Here is a 16,306-nt window from a genome sequence, read left to right as displayed (position 1 = left end):
GCAACTGGAAGGCCAGCCTAGCCGACGGAAGGCGGCCGGCAAACCTATTCGAATTCCACCAGCACGTCGTCGGCCGCCACGCTGTCGCCCGCGGCGGCGCTGACGGTCTTGACCGTGCCGTCGTGCTCGGCGCGCAGGATGTTCTGCATCTTCATGGCCTCGATCACGGCCACGGCCTCGCCGGACTGGACCGCCTGCCCCGGCTTCACATTGATGGAGACCACCAGCCCCGGCATGGGCGACTGGATCAGCTTGGAGGTGTCGGCCGCTTCCTTCTCCGGCAGCCGCGCGTAGAGGTCGGCGATGTGGGGCGCCAGCACCCGCACCCGCGCCCTGGAGGCCCGCCAGCGGACGTCGAAGCCGTCCGGCGCGCGCTTCACCTCGGCGGTGAAGGGCCGGCCCTCTGCGGCGCCGTTGGCCAGCACCGCCCTGAATTGCGGCAGACCCGGTCGCCAGTCGATGTCGGTCAGGGTCAGGGTGTGATCCCCGTCCAGATCGATGACCAGGCTCTCGTCATCGTCATAGCCCACCATGATCCCCTGACGGTCACCGCCGATCAGGACGGCCCATTCGAACCGGTCCGAGGGGTCGCCGGACTGTTCAGCGAGGATCTCGTTCATGGCGGCGGCCGCCGCGATCATCACGTCGCGTCCAAAGTCCGCGACCGGCAGGCCGTGGAAGCCGTCGGGAAACTCGTCCTTGATGTAGCTGGTGGACAGGACGCCCGAGCGGAACCGGTCCTGCTCCATCACCGCCGCCAGGAAGGGGACGTTGTGGCCGACGCCTTCCAGATGGGTGTCCTCCAGCGCCCGGCCCATCCCGTCGATGGCGCCCTCGCGAGTCGGCGCCCAGGCGCACAGCTTGGCGATCATGGGGTCGTAGAACATGCTGATCTCGTCGCCCTCGCGGACGCCGGAGTCGTTGCGCACCGTATAGCCGTCCTGCTCGCCCTCGGCGGGCTGGTCATAGCGCACCAGTCGCCCGATGGAGGGCAGGAAGCCGCGATAGGGATCTTCCGCATAGATGCGGCTTTCGATGGCCCAGCCGTCGATCTTCAGATCCTTCTGGGTGAGATTGAGCTTTTCGCCCCAGGCTGAGCGGATCATCTGTTCCACCAGATCGACCCCGGTGATCAGCTCCGTCACCGGATGCTCCACCTGCAGGCGGGTGTTCATTTCGAGAAAATAGAAGCTCTTGTCCTGTCCGGCCACGAACTCCACCGTCCCGGCGGAGTCGTAGTTCACCGCCTTGGCCAGGGCGACGGCCTGGGCACCCATGGCCGCGCGGGTGGCGTCGTCCAGCAGGGGCGACGGGGCCTCCTCAATGACCTTCTGGTTACGACGCTGGATCGAGCATTCCCGCTCGAACAGATGGATGACGTTCCCATGCTTGTCGCCCAGCACCTGAATTTCGATGTGGCGCGGGTCGATGATGAATTTCTCGAGGAACACCCGGTCGTCACCGAAGGCGTTCTTCGCCTCGGCCTTCACGGCGGCGAAGCCCTCGGCCATGTCGGCGTCGGAGTGGGCCACGCGGATACCCTTGCCCCCGCCCCCGGCCGAGGCCTTGATCATGATCGGATAGCCGATCTCGCCCGCGATCTTCACCGCATCTTCCGGCGTCTCGATCAGACCCATGTGGCCCGGTACGGTGGAGACGCCCGCCTCGGCGGCCAGCTTCTTGGAGCTGATCTTGTCACCCATGGCCTCAATGGCCTCGGGGTTTGGACCGATGAAGGCGATCCCCTCGTCCCGCAGCCGCCGGGCGAAGCCGGCGTTCTCGCTCAGGAAGCCGAAACCGGGGTGGACCGCCTCGGCGCCGGTCTGGCGCACCGCGTCCACGATCCTGTCCGCCAGCAGATAGGACTGGTTGGCCGGCGCCGGGCCGATCAGGACAGCCTCGTCCGCCATCTCCACCGCCAGCGAACCGGCGTCGGCCTCCGAGTAGACCTGCACCGTGGCGATGCCCATGCGGCGGCAGGTCTTGATGATGCGGACGGCGATCTCGCCCCGGTTGGCGATGAGGATCTTCGAGAACATGAGCCTTGCTGATTTCCCTGACGCGGTCTGTCGCCGCTTGCCGTCTGTCGCTTACGGCCCGCGTCCGCCTGTGTAAACGCCCGCGCCGAGCGCTGCGGGGTTGGCGAAGCTGGGCTGATAGGGTTTAACACCCGCCATCTGTACATGAACCGATCCGGAGACCCTGCCGTGAAAACCCTCCTCGCCACTGCAGCTTCCGTCCTGGCCCTGGCCGCATCGGCCGGCGTGGCCGGCGCCCAGGACTGGCGCGCCGCCGCCGAACAGGACCTGACCGCCGCCCGCGAAGCGCTGGCCGCGAACCATCCGGCCGCTGTCATCGATGCACCCTCCAGCGCCCAGTTCCGCACCTGGCTGGACGAAGGCTATGCTGAGGCCCAGGGCAATCTGGGCCGGGTCAACTCGCCCAACGCCTATGCCTATCTGCTGCGCGGTTACGGCTATGGCTTCCGGGACGCCAACATCAGCCTCGGCCCGACGTGGGCGGGGCGCGAGCCCTGGGACGGCGTGGCCTGGGCCAACTTCACCACCGCCTGGCGCGACGGCGCCTATGTGGTCACCTGGGTCAAGGAAGGCGTGCGCCGCAATGTGCCCCAGGTGGGCTGGGTGCTGGACTCCTGTGATGGAACCCCGGCCGAGGAATTCGCGCGCCAGCGTCTGGACCGCTGGGAAGGCGATCTGAACCTTGAAGCCGACCGCATCGAGACGGCGCCTTACCTGTTCTGGGACCGGGGCAACCCCATGGCCGGCGGCATGCCGTCCGAGTGCCGCTTCATGGACGGCCGCCGTCGCCGCAACGTGGACATCGTCACTGACTTCGCCGCGCCTGAGGATCGTGAGGCCGCCTACCGCGCGTCCGCCTATGTGCCGCCGTCGGTTCCGCTGGCGGTCGAGATGGTCGGCGACCTGGCGTGGGTGAACATCCACACCCTGGCCGACGACGCCGACTGGGCCGCCTTCCTGGCCCAGGTGGACGCCCAGCAGTCCGCCATCCGCGGGGCGCCCGGCGTGGTGATCGACCTGCGCGGCGCCGACGGCATCTCCGCCTCGGCCGCCAGCTATGTGCTGCGCACGGCGGCCCGCATCTGGGAGCCGGAAATTATCGGCGCGGCCCAACCCACGGACGCCCAGATTAGCTATCGCGCCACCCCGGCCAACCGGGAATGGTTCGCCCAGGCCCTGGCGCGCATGCAGGCCGATCCCGCCTTTGTGGCCAACAATCAGGCCACCATCGATGAGACCCAGGCCGTGGTCGCGGCCTTTGACCAGGCCATACAGGCCGGTCAGCAGACCTTCACCCGCCCCGTGCCCTCGCCCGGCGAAATCGAAACCGGCGCCAATCCGGTGCGCGGCAATGTGGTGGTTCTGATCGACGGCGGCTGCTCGGGCGGCTGCCTGGATGCGGTTGACGTGCTGAAGGACCTGCCGAACGTGCGTCTGGCGGGCCAGACCACCAGCGCGGACACCCTGTTCATCGAGCCGACCATCACCGCCCTGCCCTCCACCTTCGGCCGCGTGGTTTATGGCCACAAGGCCTGGATCAACCGCGAGCGCGCCTCCAACGAGCCGCACGCACCGGATCAGGGCCTGGCCTACAGCGGCGATCCCACCGACGAGGCCGCGGTGCGCGCCTGGGTCGCGGGCCTGTTCGGCGCCTGATCCTTCACGCTTGCGGACCAATCAAACGCCGGGCGGGACTGGAACCCCGCCCGGCGTTTCCTATTTCCAGATCATGACCCAGGCCGCCTCGACATCCGCCCGCTCCGCCTCAGGCTTCGACCTGACCCCGCCCAGCGCCACGCAACTGGCCATCCTCGAACACGATCTCAACGACGAGGAGCGGCGTGTTCTGCTGAACCACGGCACCGAGGCGCCGTTCTGCGGAACCCTGCTGGAGGAGAAGCGGGCCGGCGTGTTCTGCTGCCGCCTGTGCGGCCTGCCCCTGTTCCAGACGAAGACCAAGTTCGAAAGCGGCACCGGCTGGCCCAGCTTCAACACGCCCTATGATCCGGACCACGTGCGCGCGATCACCGACACGTCATACGGCATGGTGCGGGTCGAGACCCGCTGCGCCCGCTGCGACAGCCATCAGGGCCACGTTTTCCCGGACGGCCCGCCGCCCACCGGCGACCGCTACTGCATCAACTCGGCGGCATTGAGCTTCACGCCCGAGGGCGAGGCCCTGCCCGATCCGCTGGGCCGCGGCGACCATCTGCCCGAATGACACGCCCCCGCCGCATTCGGCCATCAGCTTGGGCGGTCTAGGAGTATCGCCATGATCCTGACCGCTCTCGCCGTTCTGGCCCTGTCGGACCAGCCCGTGGCTACGGCCCGCGCCGACACGGGGCATGTGCTCTCCACACCCGCCGCCGAGGAGACGGTCGCGCCGTCCATCACGGCCCCGCGCGACATGACCGCCGACGAGCAGATCGCCGCCTGGATCGGCGCCTCGCCCGCCGCCGCACCCGTAGATATGGGCGACGGGCCCTTCGACTATGACGCGCCTTTCGAGCCCGAGCGGCGCATGCGCGGCCAGGTCAGCGCAGAGATCGGGTCGCACGGCTACCGGGCCTTCGGCGCCAGCGTGTCGATCCCCGTTGGCGAAAGCGGCATGGTCAGCCTGCACTACAGCGAGAGCGAGGGTCAGTTCGGCGGCTATAACCCTTATGGCTACGGCTACAGCCCGTATTACGACCCGCGCTATGACGGCTACGGCCTGCGTACCGGCTCCTACATCGGCGCGCCCGACCCCTGGGACGTCTATGACGCCGACGTCCGCACCAGCCGCGCCCTGCGCACCCGGGGCGTCACCGCCATTCCGGACGATAAGGAATGGTGAACGCAAAAAGGCCCGGACTTTCGTCCGGGCCTTTTGCTTCAGATGGTGCCGCCGGGGGGAATCGAACCCACGACCTCAGCCTTACCAAGGATGCGCTCTACCACTGAGCTACGGCGGCGAAATCTGAGGAAGCGGCCGTATAGCCAATACGTTCGCCCGATGCAAAGGCCAAAACGCCTCTTGATCGCATTCCTGCATCCGGCCTTTATCCCGCTGTGAAAACCCCGCCCGACACGCCGCCGCAAAAGACCCCGACGCCCGCTGAAAAGGCGAAGGCGGACCGGGCGGCGCGTCTGGCCGCAGCCCTTCGGACGAATCTCCGCCGCCGCAAGGCGCCTGAGGCTTCGGGCGATCCCGATCAAGAGACGTGACAGTCCGTCCTCGCCCCTTTCAACCGGCGCGCGAGACAGGCTAGATACCGCCCCCGCTTCGCCCGCGCCGGGCGGAGCCTCGACAGAGATTCCATGGACCGCATCGCCATCACCGGCGGCGCCAGGCTGAACGGAGCCATTCCGATCAGCGGCGCCAAGAACTCCGCCATCAAGCTGATGGCCGCATCGCTGCTGACCGACCAGCCGCTGCGCCTGACCAACATGCCGCGCCTGGCCGACACCCGGTTCCTGGGCGAGCTGCTGCGCGGCCTGGGCGTCAGCGTCATCGAGCAGGAGGGCCCCGACGGCGGCGAAACCGTGCTGCACGCCGCCGAGATCACCTCGACCTTCGCGCCCTATGAACTGGTCCGCCAGATGCGCGCCTCTTTCAATGTGCTGGGCCCGCTGCTGGCCCGCACCGGCCATGCGCGGGTCAGCCTGCCCGGCGGCTGCACCATCGGCGCGCGGCCGGTGGATCTGCACCTTCAGGCCCTGACCGCCCTGGGCGCCGCCATCGAGCTTGAGGAGGGCTATGTCTCGGCCCAGGCGCCCAAGGGGCTGCGCGGCGCCGAGATCACTTTCCCCTTTATCTCCGTGGGCGCCACCGAGCACGCCCTGCTGGCCGCCGTGCTGGCGCAAGGGACGACGGTGCTGAACAATGCGGCGCGCGAGCCGGAGATCGGCGACCTGGCCCACTGCCTGAACGCCATGGGCGCGAAGGTGGAGGGCATCGACACCCACACCCTGACCATCACCGGCGTCGGCTCCCTGAAGGGCGCCGACTGGAGCGTCATTCCCGACCGCATCGAGGCGGGCACCTATGCGACCGCCGCCGCCATGACCGGCGGGGACGTAACGCTTACGAAAATGCGGCCTGCGCTGCTGACCGCCCTGACCTTGAAGCTGCGCGAGGCGGGCGTCACGGTGGACGAGACGCAGGACGGCCTGCGCATCCGCAGGGACGGAGGACGCCTCCAGCCGGTCAATGTGACCACCGAGGTCTATCCCGGGTTCGCCACCGACCTGCAGGCTCAGTTCATGGCCCTGATGACCCTGGCCGAAGGCGAGAGCGTGATTTCGGAGACCATCTTCGAGAACCGCTTCATGCATGTGCCAGAGCTGATGCGCCTGGGCGCCGATGTCTCGGTGCACGGCGGCGAGGCTCATGTGCGGGGCGTCGAGGCCCTGCACGGCGCCGAGGTTATGGCCACCGACCTGCGCGCCTCGGTCAGCCTCGTGATCGCCGGACTGGCGGCGGAGGGTGAAACCACCATCGGCCGCGTCTATCATCTGGATCGCGGCTTCGAGCGGCTCGAGGAGAAGCTGGGGGCCTGCGGCGCCGATGTGCGGCGTCTGAAAGGCGATGAGGATGGACACTGAGATCACCGCCGTCGATGCGGACCTGAACGAGGACAAGGCGGATGAGGGCAAGGGTTCGCCCCTGCCCCCGCTGCGCCTGCTGGCCGAGGATCACGAGGATCTGCTGATCATCTCGGCCGCGCTGCAGGACGCCATCCTGACGCCGGCCGACATCCTGTGGGAGAGCGCGGCCCGGCGCCTGACCATCACCCTGCGCCGGTTCTGCTGGGAATGCGGGGGCACGCGGGTGCAGGCGGCCCTTCAGTTCGGCGACGTCATGGCGGTCAAGAGCCGCGACATGCCCCGCGCGCCCGAAATCCCGCTGGAGCTGCTGGCCATGGACTTCCTGCCGGGCGAGGCGCCGGGCGGCCGCGTGGTCATGATGTTCGCCGGCGGCGGCGACCTGCGCGTGGACGTGGAGTGCATGAACGCCGTTCTGGCCGACATCTCCGAACGCTGGCGCGCCAAGCGGGCGCCCCGCCATGAGGAAGACCCGGCGTGAGCGGCCCCCATCGCCTGTCCGCCGTCGATCTGGACGAAGCCTCCCTGCCCTCGGCCACCGCCGAGATCGAGCACGCCCGGCGCGTCGCCATCTTCGACCTGGTGGAGCAGAACAGCTTCAACCCCGTCGGCGCCGACGGCGGCCCGTATCAGCTCAAGCTGTCCCTGCAGGACAGCCGGCTGGCCATGGAGATCACCGGCCCCGGCTTTCACAAGGGGCATCTGCTGTCCCTGACCCCGCTCAAGACCGTGATCCGCGACTATCTGATGATCTGCGACAGCTATTACGAAGCGCTGCGCGGCTCCTCGGCCAGCCAGATCGAGTCCGTCGACATGGGCCGGCGCGGCCTGCACAACGAGGGCGCCGAGGCCATGAAGGCGCGGCTGGAGGGCAAGGTCGAGGTGGATCACGAAACCGCTCGTCGCCTGTTCACCCTGGTCTGCGCCCTGTGGCGGCGGGGCTGATCCCACCCTATTTGCCGTCAGAACTCGACGCCCGGCCCGTTTTGGTGCATTAGGCCGCGTCCATTTTCGAGCCGCGCCCACGCCCGGCGCGGCCGTTACCGTTTCCCGAGGGCGAGAGAGACTGCATGTCGAAGGAAGAGCTGCTCGAGTTTCCGGGCGTCGTCATTGAACTGCTGCCCAACGCAACCTTCCGCGTGAAGCTGGAGAATGACCACGAGATCATCGCCCACACCGCCGGCAAGATGCGCAAGAACCGCATCAGGGTGCTGGCCGGCGACAAGGTGCTGGTTGAGATGACCCCGTACGACCTGACCAAGGGTCGCATCACCTATCGCTTCAAGTAAGGCGGGCGGCCGCGTGGCCTCTCCGCCTCTCGTGCTGGCCTCGGCCAGCCCGCGCCGCATCGAACTGCTGGCGCAGGTCGGGATCGCGCCCGACCGCATCGTTCCCGCCGACATCGACGAAACGCCCCTGAAAGGCGAGACGCCGCCGCGCCTGGCTGAGCGTCTCGCCCGCACCAAGGCCGAAACGGTCGCCGAGCGCGAGCCCGAAGCCCTCGTCCTCGCCGCCGACACCGTGGTCGCGGTCAGCCGCCGCCTGCTGGAAAAGCCCGCCGACGAAGCCGAGGCCCGGCGCTTCTTCACCCTCCTGTCCGGCCGTAATCACCGGGTCTTCACCGGCGTGGCCCTCAAGGCGCCGGGTCGGGACACAGCCGTGCGCGTGGTCGAGACCCGCGTATCCCTGAAGCCGCTCTCCGACGACGAAATCGCCGAATACATCGCCACCGGCGACTGGCGCGGCAAGGCGGGCGGCTATGCCATCCAGGGCCCGGCGGGCGCCTTCGTCCGCCGCATCGTCGGCAGCCACCCGGCGGTGATGGGCCTGCCGCTTTATGAAACGGTCCAACTCCTGCGCGGCGCCGGCTGGCGTCCGGCCCGACCGTGAGCGGCGACCGCGAAGCCTATATAGACGACAGCCCCGGCGAAACGCGCGGGATCATCGAGGGCGAGCAGGGCTTCGAACACATCCTGATTGAGCGCGAGGCTGACGATCCGGCCCTTCGCCTCGGCGCGGTGTCCGTCGGTCGGGTGACACGTGTCGAGCCCGGCCTGAGCGGCGCCTTCCTGGACCTGGGCGCCGCCGAAGGTTTCCTGCCCCTGAAGCGGGACGCCGGCGTGCATGTCGGCCAGAAGGTCGAGGTGGAGGTCGTCGCCGAACCCCGGGAGGCCAAGGGGGCGACGCTGAAGATGCTCGGCCTCGCCGAGGGCGAGGCGCGCCTGATCCGCCCAGGGCCCGGCGTCGCCGAGTGGCTGGAGCGCCTGGCGCCCGGCCTTTCACCGATCACCGGCAAGGCGGCTATCGAGGCCGGGTGGGCCGCGATTGAGGAGGCCGAAACGCCGGCCATGCCCGGCGGCGGTCCCGACGTGGCGGTCGAACGCACCCGGGCCATGATCACCGTCGATATCGACCAGTCAGCCGTGTCCGGCAAATGCCTGAACGCCAGAGACCGCCAACGGGCCAATCAGGAAGGACTGCGGATCGCCGCACGCCTGATCGGCCTGCGCCGCTGGGGCGGCCTCGTGGCCGTCGATCTGCTGGGCGCCGGTCACGACGGAGCGAAGATCACCGCAGCGGCGCGAACGGCTTTCGGCGCTGACCCCACCATCGCCTACGGCCCGGTCAACCGTTTCGGCGTGCTGCAACTGGTCTTGCCGTGGCGGTTCACACCTCTTGAAGAGCTTATTCATACGGGCATGGAGGCCATTGCCTGTGAAGCGGCGCGGAAGCTCAACCACGGCCTGCTGATCGACACCGCCAGCGCCCGCATCACGGTGCGCTGCCATGGTGATGTCGCGAAAGCCGCCGCGCCGCTGGTAGCGCGTCTGGGCCCGCGCGCCCATGTGCTGGCGGACGACAGCCTGCCCCTGACCAGAGTGATGATTGAATGACCCGCGCCGCCTGCCCCATCTGCCGCCACGCCGAATCCGATCCGAAGTACCGACCGTTCTGCTCCAAGCGCTGTGCCGACATCGATCTGGGCCGCTGGTTCACCGGTCGGTACGCTGTTCCCGGCCCGCCTGCGGATGAAATTGGCGGATCGAACGACGAGGATGAGGCCTGACGCTGGACAGGCTGATCGGCCTCGCTTATAGACCCCGCTCCCGACGGCCTGAGCCGTCGCTGGACCCGGGCCTGGGTAGCTCAGTTGGTAGAGCAGCGGATTGAAAATCCGCGTGTCGGTGGTTCGAATCCGCCCCCAGGCACCACTCTTTCACGACATCACGAATCGCAGGCGCCACCGGTTACCCACGCGGCGGCTCATATTGCGCTGTTATGTTTTCTCAGGACCCGGGAGATTCCTCCCACCCCGTTTGCGCCATATTTTCGCAACCGAACCTGATGCTGATGCTCAGGTCGCGCGATGGGAGATTCCGTCTCGACAGCGGTTGGTGAAAGCTCATGCCTGTTACGGAGTGTAACAGGGGTATCGACTTGCCCTCAATCTCGCATATGGGCAATTTTCCTCCCCAACCACCGCTTCTGTCGAAACGGATGACGCTCTTATGACGGCAGGATGAAAAGACGTTGCGGAAGGTCTCTCCGCGCTCCCCCGCCGGTTGAAAAGCGTGATCACGCACTTGACGCCCCCCGGACGGTTCGCCAAGACAACGTGACCGCTCACCTTAACCGGCGAGTGTCGTTATTCGAAAGGCCTCCTCTCCTGGCCATTCGACAATGTCTTTCGGCTGTTTCGGCAACCGAACGGCGACAGGAAACGTTTCCGGCGGCCGGATCACGTTCGGCCTTCGGCGTAATTTCAGTGAGGGGCGCCGCCACCCGGCGATCGTCTCTTTAGGTCCAACGAGTCAGACCAAGCAGGAACTGGCGAACTATGCTCGATAGCAAAAAGAAAAACCTCCTCCTCGCCCTGGCCGGCGCCGCCGCCCTCATGGTGAGCTCGCCGGCTTTCGCGCAGGACGCGGCCCCGGCTCCCGCTGAAACCCCGGCGGCCGAAGCTTCGGCTGATCCCGAGGCGACGGCTGCGGAAACCCCGGCCGAGACCCCGGCTCCCGACGCCACCGCCGACGATCCGGAACAAGTGGGCGGCGAATCCCACGGTCAGCTGACCGTGGCCCGCATGTTCATGGACTCCGACCCCGTCGTTAAGGCGGTGATGATCGGTCTGGTTCTGGCCTCGGTGTTCTCCTGGACCCTGCTGGTCATCAAGCTGATCGAGTTCGGCAGCCTGAACCGTCAGACGGACCGCTACCTGGAAGCTTTCCGCAGCGCTCGCACCGTCGCGGACATCCGCCGCGTGTCGACCTCCGAGGACTTCGAGGGGAACCCGCTGGCCGACATGGCCGCCGCCGCCACCGAAGAAGTCGAGGCGTCCCGCGCCGCCGGTCTGGCTGTTTCGGGTGAGTACCGTGACTCCACCCTGGGCCGCGCCGCCACTGCGGTCGCCGCTGTCCAGTCCGGTCTGGCCAAGCGCCTGTCGGGCGGCCAGCAGTTCCTGGCGTCGACCGGCTCCAACGGCCCGTTCATCGGTCTGTTCGGTACGGTTTACGGGATCATGAACTCGTTCATCGGCATCGCGAACACCAACACCACCAACCTGGCCGTCGTGGCGCCCGGCATCGCCGAGGCCCTGCTGGCTACCGGTCTGGGTCTGTTCGCGGCTATTCCGGCGGTTATCTTCTACAACTACTTCAACACCCGGATTTCGGCCTACGGCGTCCGTTCGGACGGCTTCAACGCCGAGCTGCTGAACACGATCTCGCGTCAACTCGACAAGGGAGCGTAAGCTAGATGGCCGCCAAAATCGGAGGTGGAGGCGGCGGTAAGTATCAGATCGAGCAGAACAGCGAAATCAACGTCACGCCCTTTGTGGACGTTATGCTTGTTCTGCTCATCATCTTCATGGTGGCGGCTCCGCTCGCCACCGTGTCGGTGGAGATCGAACTTCCGACCGCTGTGGCTCCGCCGCAAGAAAACCCGCCGAAGCCGATCTACATCTCGCTTCAAAGCGACACCGACGTTTACATCGGTGATGGTCGCACCTCCCTGGCCACCCTTGGCGAGGACCTGCGCCGCCTGATCGGCACGCGAAACCCCGAAGAGGAGCGGATTTTCATCCGCGCCGACACGACCACCCGCTACGGTGACTTCATGCAGCTCATGAACACCCTGCAGGACAATGGTTTCTACAGTGTCGCCCTCGTCGGCGAAGACAACGCTACGTAAGGATCACGGTCGCAGATCATGACTGAAGAACATCGTCGCGACCCGCTCCTGGACCCGCCTCGCCGGAAGAAAATGTCGACCGGCGTCATGGTGGGTATCGGGATCTCGGTCCTCGTCCACGTGGTTGGCGCCTGGTGGATCTATAATCAGAAGTTCGTCCTGAAGGAGGTCTCCTACTCGGACGAAGCGATTGAGGTCGAGATCATCGACCCCATCGTGGAACCCCCTCCGCCGCCGCCGCCGCCGCCGCCGCCGCCGGACACGCCCCCGCCGCCCAAGCTGCAGGTTCGTGAGCCGCTGCCGATCGCGGATGCGCCGCCTCCCCCGGTGACCCTGCCGGTCGAGGCGACGAAGAAGGAAGACCGTCAGGAATACACGGGTCCGCCCGTGATCGTCCCCGGTCCGCCGCCGCCTCCGGCGCCTCCGGCGCCGCCGGCTCCGTCGGTCATCACGAATCCCGACTGGATTCGTCGTCCCGACGGCAACGACCTGGCCCGGTTCTACCCGAGCCGCGCCCAGTCGGACGGCACAGAAGGCACCGCCACCATCGAGTGCGTGGTGCAGGCCAACGGGCGCCTGGCGAACTGCAGCGTCGTCAGCGAGAGCCCGGCGGGCGCCGGCTTCGGCCGAGCCACCCTGCAGCTGGCCTCGCGGTTCCAGATGCGGCCCCAGACCCGCGACGGCCAGCCCGTCGGCGGCGCCCGGGTCCGGATCCCGATCCGCTGGCAGCTGGGCTGATACGGCTCAATCGAATGAACGACGCCCCGGAGGAAACTCCGGGGCGTTTTTCTTTGTGGCTTCCGCATCGGGAGCAAAAAGGCCAGCTTGAGCGTTAAGCCCGCACACCGCTGAGGGAGCCCCATGATGATCCGCAAGACCGCCGCCGCCCTTCTGACCGCCACGGCCTTGAGCGCCGCCCTGGCCGCCTGCGCCTACAATGAGACCCTGGGACGCAATCAACTGTTGATCGTCGATGACGCGGCCCTGCAGCAGTCCGCCGATCAGGCCTGGAGCCAGGCCATGCGGGAGATGAACCCCACTAACAACGCCGCGCAGAACCAGCGGGTGCGCACTGTCGGCGGCCGGATCATCACCGCGGCGAACCTGAACAGCCGCCTGCGCTGGGACTACGCCGTCTTCCAGGACGAGACGCCCAACGCCTTCACCCTGCCGAACGGCAAGATCGGGGTGACGACGGGCCTGCTGAATCTGGTCGAGAACGACGACCAGCTGGCCGCCATCATCGGGCATGAAGTGGGTCACGTGGTCGCCCGTCACGCCGCCGAGCGCTATTCCCAGACGGCGCTGACGGCCACGGGCCTGCAGGTGGCCCAAGGGGTCGCCGGGGATTATGGCCAGGCCATCGGCGCCTTCGGCGGCATCGGAGCCCAGCTGGGCGTCCTGCTGCCCTTCTCCCGCAACCATGAGCTGGAGGCGGACCGCTTGGGCGTGGATTACATGGCCGCCGCCGGATATGAGCCGCGCGAAGCTCTGGACCTGTGGCGCATCATGGCCCAGCAGCGGCAGGGATCGACCCCCGAGTTCGCCTCGACCCACCCGTCGGACCAGACCCGCATCGCCCAACTGGAACAGTATATCTCCAGCCGCGGATGGTAGTGCCCTTCCCTGCTTGATTGCGAGGCCCGGTGCGGCTAGACACCGGGCCTTCGCGATGCGCGCCGCCCTAGCTCAGTTGGTTAGAGCGCCAGATTGTGGCTCTGGAGGTCTCCCGTTCGATCCGGGAGGGCGGTACCATCGCGAACTTCCTTTCCCCCGACTCAATCCAGCCCGCTAAGGTGGCTGCATGTTGCGCCGCATTATGCGGGCCCTCGGGCCACGCCGCAGACGATCCCTGCCCCACGGAGGGCGCCCCGCCACGGTGCAGAGCGGCGCAATTCCCTATGCCTGGGCGGGCGACGAACCGACCTATCTGCTGATCACCTCGCGCCGCACCGGGCGCTGGATTTTTCCCAAGGGCGCGGTGGAGCCGGACATGACCCCGGCGCGCTCGGCCGCCAAGGAAGCCTGGGAGGAAGCGGGCGTACGGGGCGAGATCGGCAAGATCGCCGTGGGCGCCTATCGCACCGAAAAGGTGGAGCGCCACGCCAGCCGCATGATCGCGGTGGATCTGTATCCCCTCAAGGTCGAGGATCAGGCGTCCGACTGGCCGGAGCGCCGGAGTCGGCGCCGCCACTGGGCCACCCATCGGCAGGCGCGAAAGCTGATCGATAATCCGGAGCTGATGGCGGTGCTGGACCGGCTGCACGCCGACCTCACCCAGCCCGCAGGGGACGCTGAACCGGTCAAGCCGCCCAAACGGCGGCGTCAGCCGAGGAAGCGGGTCAGGACCAGATAGATCACCGCCGACAGGGCGGCGACCACAGGCACGGTGATGACCCAGGCGGCGGCGATGCCCCACAGGTGCTGGCGGCGCACAAGCATGCGCTTCTGGCGCTTGGTCTCGGCCTTGACGGCTTCTTCGGGGGTGACGGCGATGACGTCGGGCGTGGGTTGGCCGTTCCTGCGGCGCATACCGCGGTTGGTCATGACCTCGCGGAGCAGGCCGACGCCGAAGATCCCGCCGATGGCGATGTGGGTGGAGGACACCGGCAGGCCCATGACCGAGGCCACCAGCACCGTGGCCCCGGCCGCGAGGGCGACGCAGAAGGCGCGCATGGGGTCCATCTTGGTGATCTTCTCGCCCACGGTGCGGATCAGGCGCGGGCCGAACAGGGCCAGACCCAGCGAGATGCCCAGGCCGCCCACCATCAGCACCCAGAACGGCAAGGTCACCGCCCCTGTCTCGGCCGAGCCCGACTGGGCCGCCGCCACGATGGCGGCCAGCGGCCCCACCGCATTCGCCACATCGTTGGCGCCGTGGGCGAAGGACAGCAGGGCGGCGGCCAGAATCAGGGGCGGGATGAACAGCGTCGCCACCTGTTTCTTGGCGTTCTCCATCCCCTCGGACTTGCGCAGCACCCACGGGCGTGAGGCCGCCCAGCCGATGAAGGCCATGGCGGCGCCGCCGATCAGCACCACCGGCGCCGAGGGCGACCAGATACGGCTGAGCCCCTTGGAGAACATGTAAAGGGTGAACACCCCGGCCATCAGGCCCACCAGCACGGGCACCCAGCGGCGGGCGGCGGCGACGCGGTCCTGCTTGAACAGGATGCGCCATTTGATGAAGGCCAGCAGGGCGGCGGCGATGATCCCGCCCATGACTGGCGAAATGACCCAGCTGGCCGCGATGCCGCCCATGACCGGCCACGCCACCGCCGACATGCCAAAGGCCGCCAGGCCGGCGCCCAGCACCGCGCCGACGATGGAATGGGTGGTGGAGACCGGCGCGCCCAGGATGGTGGCGAGGTTCAGCCACAGGGCCCCCGCCAGCAGGGCCGAGGTCATCAGCAGGATCAGGCTCTGGGCGTCCAGCTCGGGCGACGGGGTGATGATGCCCTTGGAGATGGTGTTGACCACCTCGCCCCCGGCCAGCAGGGCGCCAGCGACCTCGCACACGGCGGCGATGATCAGGGCGGCGGTCAGGCTGAGGGCCTTTGATCCCACAGCCGGGGCCATGTTGTTGGCCACATCGTTGGCGCCGATATTCAGGGCCATGTAGCCGGCGACGACCGTGCCGAAGACCACATAGATGGCCAGATCGCCGACACCGGCGATGCGCAGGGCGAACAGGGCCACGGCCAGCAGGAAGATCAGGGCGACCCCCGGGAAGGCCAGCGAACGGGCCAGGTCGGCGGTCGCCGTCTCCAGACGGCCGAGCTTCTTGAGATCCTTGTCGAGGGTCTTCGCCACCGGCGCCGCCTGGTCAGATTGTTCCGTAGACGGCGCAACTAGCAGAGGCGATATGGCTTGCACACCCCGGCCGGGGACCGCGCCTTATTGCAACGGTTGGGCGGTCATGCTCGTTGTGGCGAAGAACCGCCGGAACACGTCCGGCGCCGAGGTCAAGGAAGACACGTCATGCTTCGCCTTTCCCTGCTGGCCGCCATGACCATGGCCGTCGCCGTTCCCGTCGCCGCCCAGGATGCGGTGGACGATCTGTTCGCCAATCCCCGGCCGGCCGAGGAGCGGAACCAGACCCCTACCCCTCGCCCGGCGGAGCCCACGCCGGTCCAGGTGAACGCCCCGGTCGAGAAGCCCGCCTATGATCCCGAGGTGGAGGAAACCGAGCGTCTGAACGCGGGGGTGGAGGCCTATAACCAGTCCGTGCGACAATCCAACGCTGCGGCCCAGGCGGAATACGAACAAAGCCTGCGCGACCATCAGGCGTGGCTGGAACGGCTGGAGCAAGAGCGTCTGGCCGAGCAGGCGGCCTATGAGGCCGAGGTGCTGCGCCGCCAGCAGGAGCATGAGGCGAACCTGGCCGCGTGGCGCCGGCGGGTGGAGGCCTGCCAGGCCGGCGATATCAGCCAGTGCGATCCCTCGACCATCCGCTGAGCCCCTGAAGGGAGACGCCGGACGGCGGGGTTTCC

The 16,306-nt window shown here is 67.7% G+C and carries 18 protein-coding genes and 3 tRNA genes; 18 read left to right on the top strand and 3 right to left on the bottom strand.

Translation table 11 applies throughout. The features are described from left to right. Positions 1-44: 44 nt before the first annotated feature. Complete coding sequence (locus ACI8U3_RS08035) at positions 45-2,039, bottom strand: acetyl-CoA carboxylase biotin carboxylase subunit (RefSeq protein WP_415014348.1); 1,995 nt, start codon at positions 2,037-2,039, stop codon at positions 45-47. 168 nt (positions 2,040-2,207) lie between these two features. Here ACI8U3_RS08035 and ACI8U3_RS08030 point away from each other — a divergent pair, with 168 nt between their 5' ends. The 3 genes from ACI8U3_RS08030 to ACI8U3_RS08020 all read left to right on the top strand — a co-directional run bounded on the left by ACI8U3_RS08030 (position 2,208) and on the right by ACI8U3_RS08020 (position 4,875). Continuing rightward, entirely contained in the window at positions 2,208-3,695 is a 1,488-nt protein-coding gene (locus ACI8U3_RS08030) for a hypothetical protein (RefSeq protein WP_415014347.1), read from the top strand. 73 nt (positions 3,696-3,768) lie between these two features. After that, positions 3,769-4,260 carry a peptide-methionine (R)-S-oxide reductase MsrB gene (gene msrB, locus ACI8U3_RS08025; protein WP_415014531.1) on the top strand — a complete coding sequence of 164 codons (492 nt, stop codon included), beginning with the start codon at positions 3,769-3,771 and terminating at the stop codon, positions 4,258-4,260. 51 nt (positions 4,261-4,311) lie between these two features. After that, positions 4,312-4,875, top strand: coding sequence for a hypothetical protein (locus ACI8U3_RS08020; protein ID WP_415014346.1), 564 nt, complete (start codon positions 4,312-4,314; stop codon positions 4,873-4,875). Positions 4,876-4,918: 43 nt separating this feature from the next. On the opposite strand, the gene ACI8U3_RS08015 is transcribed toward ACI8U3_RS08020, so the two are convergent. Then, positions 4,919-4,993: transfer RNA gene (locus tag ACI8U3_RS08015), tRNA-Thr, on the bottom strand. A 346-nt stretch (positions 4,994-5,339) separates the two neighbouring features. On the opposite strand from ACI8U3_RS08015, the gene murA reads away from it, so the two are divergent. From murA to ACI8U3_RS07945, 14 genes are all read left to right on the top strand, one after another. Continuing rightward, on the top strand, positions 5,340-6,626 hold the full coding sequence (gene murA, locus ACI8U3_RS08010; protein ID WP_415014345.1) for a UDP-N-acetylglucosamine 1-carboxyvinyltransferase: 1,287 nt from the start codon (positions 5,340-5,342) through the stop codon (positions 6,624-6,626). Beyond that, positions 6,616-7,107: a DUF2948 family protein gene (locus ACI8U3_RS08005; protein WP_415014344.1), complete on the top strand. Its 492-nt coding sequence runs from the start codon at positions 6,616-6,618 to the stop codon at positions 7,105-7,107. The genes murA and ACI8U3_RS08005 overlap by 11 nt, the downstream gene beginning before the upstream one ends. Continuing rightward, complete coding sequence (locus ACI8U3_RS08000; protein ID WP_415014343.1) at positions 7,104-7,571, top strand: UPF0262 family protein; 468 nt, start codon at positions 7,104-7,106, stop codon at positions 7,569-7,571. The genes ACI8U3_RS08005 and ACI8U3_RS08000 overlap by 4 nt, the downstream gene beginning before the upstream one ends. 125 nt (positions 7,572-7,696) lie before the next feature. Further along, positions 7,697-7,915, top strand: coding sequence for a translation initiation factor IF-1 (gene infA, locus ACI8U3_RS07995; RefSeq protein ID WP_415014342.1), 219 nt, complete (start codon positions 7,697-7,699; stop codon positions 7,913-7,915). 13 nt (positions 7,916-7,928) lie between these two features. Next, entirely contained in the window at positions 7,929-8,516 is a 588-nt protein-coding gene (locus ACI8U3_RS07990) for a Maf family protein (protein WP_415014341.1), read from the top strand. Then, entirely contained in the window at positions 8,513-9,520 is a 1,008-nt protein-coding gene (locus ACI8U3_RS07985) for an RNA-binding protein (RefSeq protein WP_415014340.1), read from the top strand. Before ACI8U3_RS07990 ends, ACI8U3_RS07985 begins: the two co-directional genes overlap by 4 nt. Continuing rightward, positions 9,517-9,693, top strand: coding sequence for a DNA gyrase inhibitor YacG (locus ACI8U3_RS07980; RefSeq protein ID WP_415014339.1), 177 nt, complete (start codon positions 9,517-9,519; stop codon positions 9,691-9,693). The genes ACI8U3_RS07985 and ACI8U3_RS07980 overlap by 4 nt, the downstream gene beginning before the upstream one ends. A 69-nt stretch (positions 9,694-9,762) precedes the next feature. Then, positions 9,763-9,838 (top strand) — tRNA-Phe (locus tag ACI8U3_RS07975). A 626-nt stretch (positions 9,839-10,464) separates the two neighbouring features. Beyond that, on the top strand, positions 10,465-11,376 hold the full coding sequence (locus ACI8U3_RS07970; RefSeq protein ID WP_415014338.1) for a MotA/TolQ/ExbB proton channel family protein: 912 nt from the start codon (positions 10,465-10,467) through the stop codon (positions 11,374-11,376). A 5-nt stretch (positions 11,377-11,381) separates the two neighbouring features. Then, on the top strand, positions 11,382-11,816 hold the full coding sequence (locus tag ACI8U3_RS07965; protein ID WP_415014337.1) for a biopolymer transporter ExbD: 435 nt from the start codon (positions 11,382-11,384) through the stop codon (positions 11,814-11,816). Positions 11,817-11,888: 72 nt separating this feature from the next. Next, positions 11,889-12,554 carry an energy transducer TonB gene (locus tag ACI8U3_RS07960; protein ID WP_415014336.1) on the top strand — a complete coding sequence of 222 codons (666 nt, stop codon included), beginning with the start codon at positions 11,889-11,891 and terminating at the stop codon, positions 12,552-12,554. A 126-nt stretch (positions 12,555-12,680) separates the two neighbouring features. Continuing rightward, positions 12,681-13,433, top strand: coding sequence for a M48 family metallopeptidase (locus tag ACI8U3_RS07955; protein ID WP_415014335.1), 753 nt, complete (start codon positions 12,681-12,683; stop codon positions 13,431-13,433). A 61-nt stretch (positions 13,434-13,494) separates the two neighbouring features. Then, a tRNA-His gene (locus ACI8U3_RS07950) sits at positions 13,495-13,571 on the top strand. A gap of 49 nt (positions 13,572-13,620) precedes the next feature. Continuing rightward, positions 13,621-14,172: an NUDIX hydrolase gene (locus tag ACI8U3_RS07945; RefSeq protein WP_415014334.1), complete on the top strand. Its 552-nt coding sequence runs from the start codon at positions 13,621-13,623 to the stop codon at positions 14,170-14,172. Here the strand turns inward: ACI8U3_RS07945 and ACI8U3_RS07940 are convergent. Beyond that, positions 14,142-15,626, bottom strand: a complete 1,485-nt coding sequence (locus ACI8U3_RS07940; protein WP_415014333.1) for an inorganic phosphate transporter — start codon at positions 15,624-15,626, stop codon at positions 14,142-14,144. The genes ACI8U3_RS07945 and ACI8U3_RS07940 overlap by 31 nt on opposite strands. 168 nt (positions 15,627-15,794) lie before the next feature. Here ACI8U3_RS07940 and ACI8U3_RS07935 point away from each other — a divergent pair, with 168 nt between their 5' ends. Then, positions 15,795-16,271 (top strand): hypothetical protein, encoded by a 477-nt coding sequence (locus ACI8U3_RS07935; RefSeq protein WP_415014332.1) that lies wholly within the window; start codon positions 15,795-15,797, stop codon positions 16,269-16,271. The last annotated feature ends 35 nt before the right edge of the window (positions 16,272-16,306 follow it).

It is taken from the genome of Brevundimonas sp. (assembly GCF_047617075.1).
Classification (GTDB): Bacteria; Pseudomonadota; Alphaproteobacteria; order Caulobacterales; family Caulobacteraceae; genus Brevundimonas.
This window is presented reverse-complemented; position numbering and strand designations above follow the sequence as displayed.

Bases quoted from the DNA above. Each gene is read 5' to 3' on its own strand.
- ACI8U3_RS08035 (WP_415014348.1), bottom strand. From the start codon at position 2,039: ATGTTCTCGAAGATCCTCATCGCCAACCGGGGCGAGATCGCCGTCCGC.
- msrB (WP_415014531.1), top strand. From the start codon at position 3,769: ATGACCCAGGCCGCCTCGACATCCGCCCGCTCCGCCTCAGGCTTCGAC.
- ACI8U3_RS08020 (WP_415014346.1), top strand. From the start codon at position 4,312: ATGATCCTGACCGCTCTCGCCGTTCTGGCCCTGTCGGACCAGCCCGTG.
- murA (WP_415014345.1), top strand. From the start codon at position 5,340: ATGGACCGCATCGCCATCACCGGCGGCGCCAGGCTGAACGGAGCCATT.
- ACI8U3_RS08005 (WP_415014344.1), top strand. From the start codon at position 6,616: ATGGACACTGAGATCACCGCCGTCGATGCGGACCTGAACGAGGACAAG.
- infA (WP_415014342.1), top strand. From the start codon at position 7,697: ATGTCGAAGGAAGAGCTGCTCGAGTTTCCGGGCGTCGTCATTGAACTG.
- ACI8U3_RS07980 (WP_415014339.1), top strand. From the start codon at position 9,517: ATGACCCGCGCCGCCTGCCCCATCTGCCGCCACGCCGAATCCGATCCG.
- ACI8U3_RS07970 (WP_415014338.1), top strand. From the start codon at position 10,465: ATGCTCGATAGCAAAAAGAAAAACCTCCTCCTCGCCCTGGCCGGCGCC.
- ACI8U3_RS07965 (WP_415014337.1), top strand. From the start codon at position 11,382: ATGGCCGCCAAAATCGGAGGTGGAGGCGGCGGTAAGTATCAGATCGAG.
- ACI8U3_RS07960 (WP_415014336.1), top strand. From the start codon at position 11,889: ATGTCGACCGGCGTCATGGTGGGTATCGGGATCTCGGTCCTCGTCCAC.
- ACI8U3_RS07955 (WP_415014335.1), top strand. From the start codon at position 12,681: ATGATCCGCAAGACCGCCGCCGCCCTTCTGACCGCCACGGCCTTGAGC.
- ACI8U3_RS07945 (WP_415014334.1), top strand. From the start codon at position 13,621: ATGTTGCGCCGCATTATGCGGGCCCTCGGGCCACGCCGCAGACGATCC.
- ACI8U3_RS07935 (WP_415014332.1), top strand. From the start codon at position 15,795: ATGCTTCGCCTTTCCCTGCTGGCCGCCATGACCATGGCCGTCGCCGTT.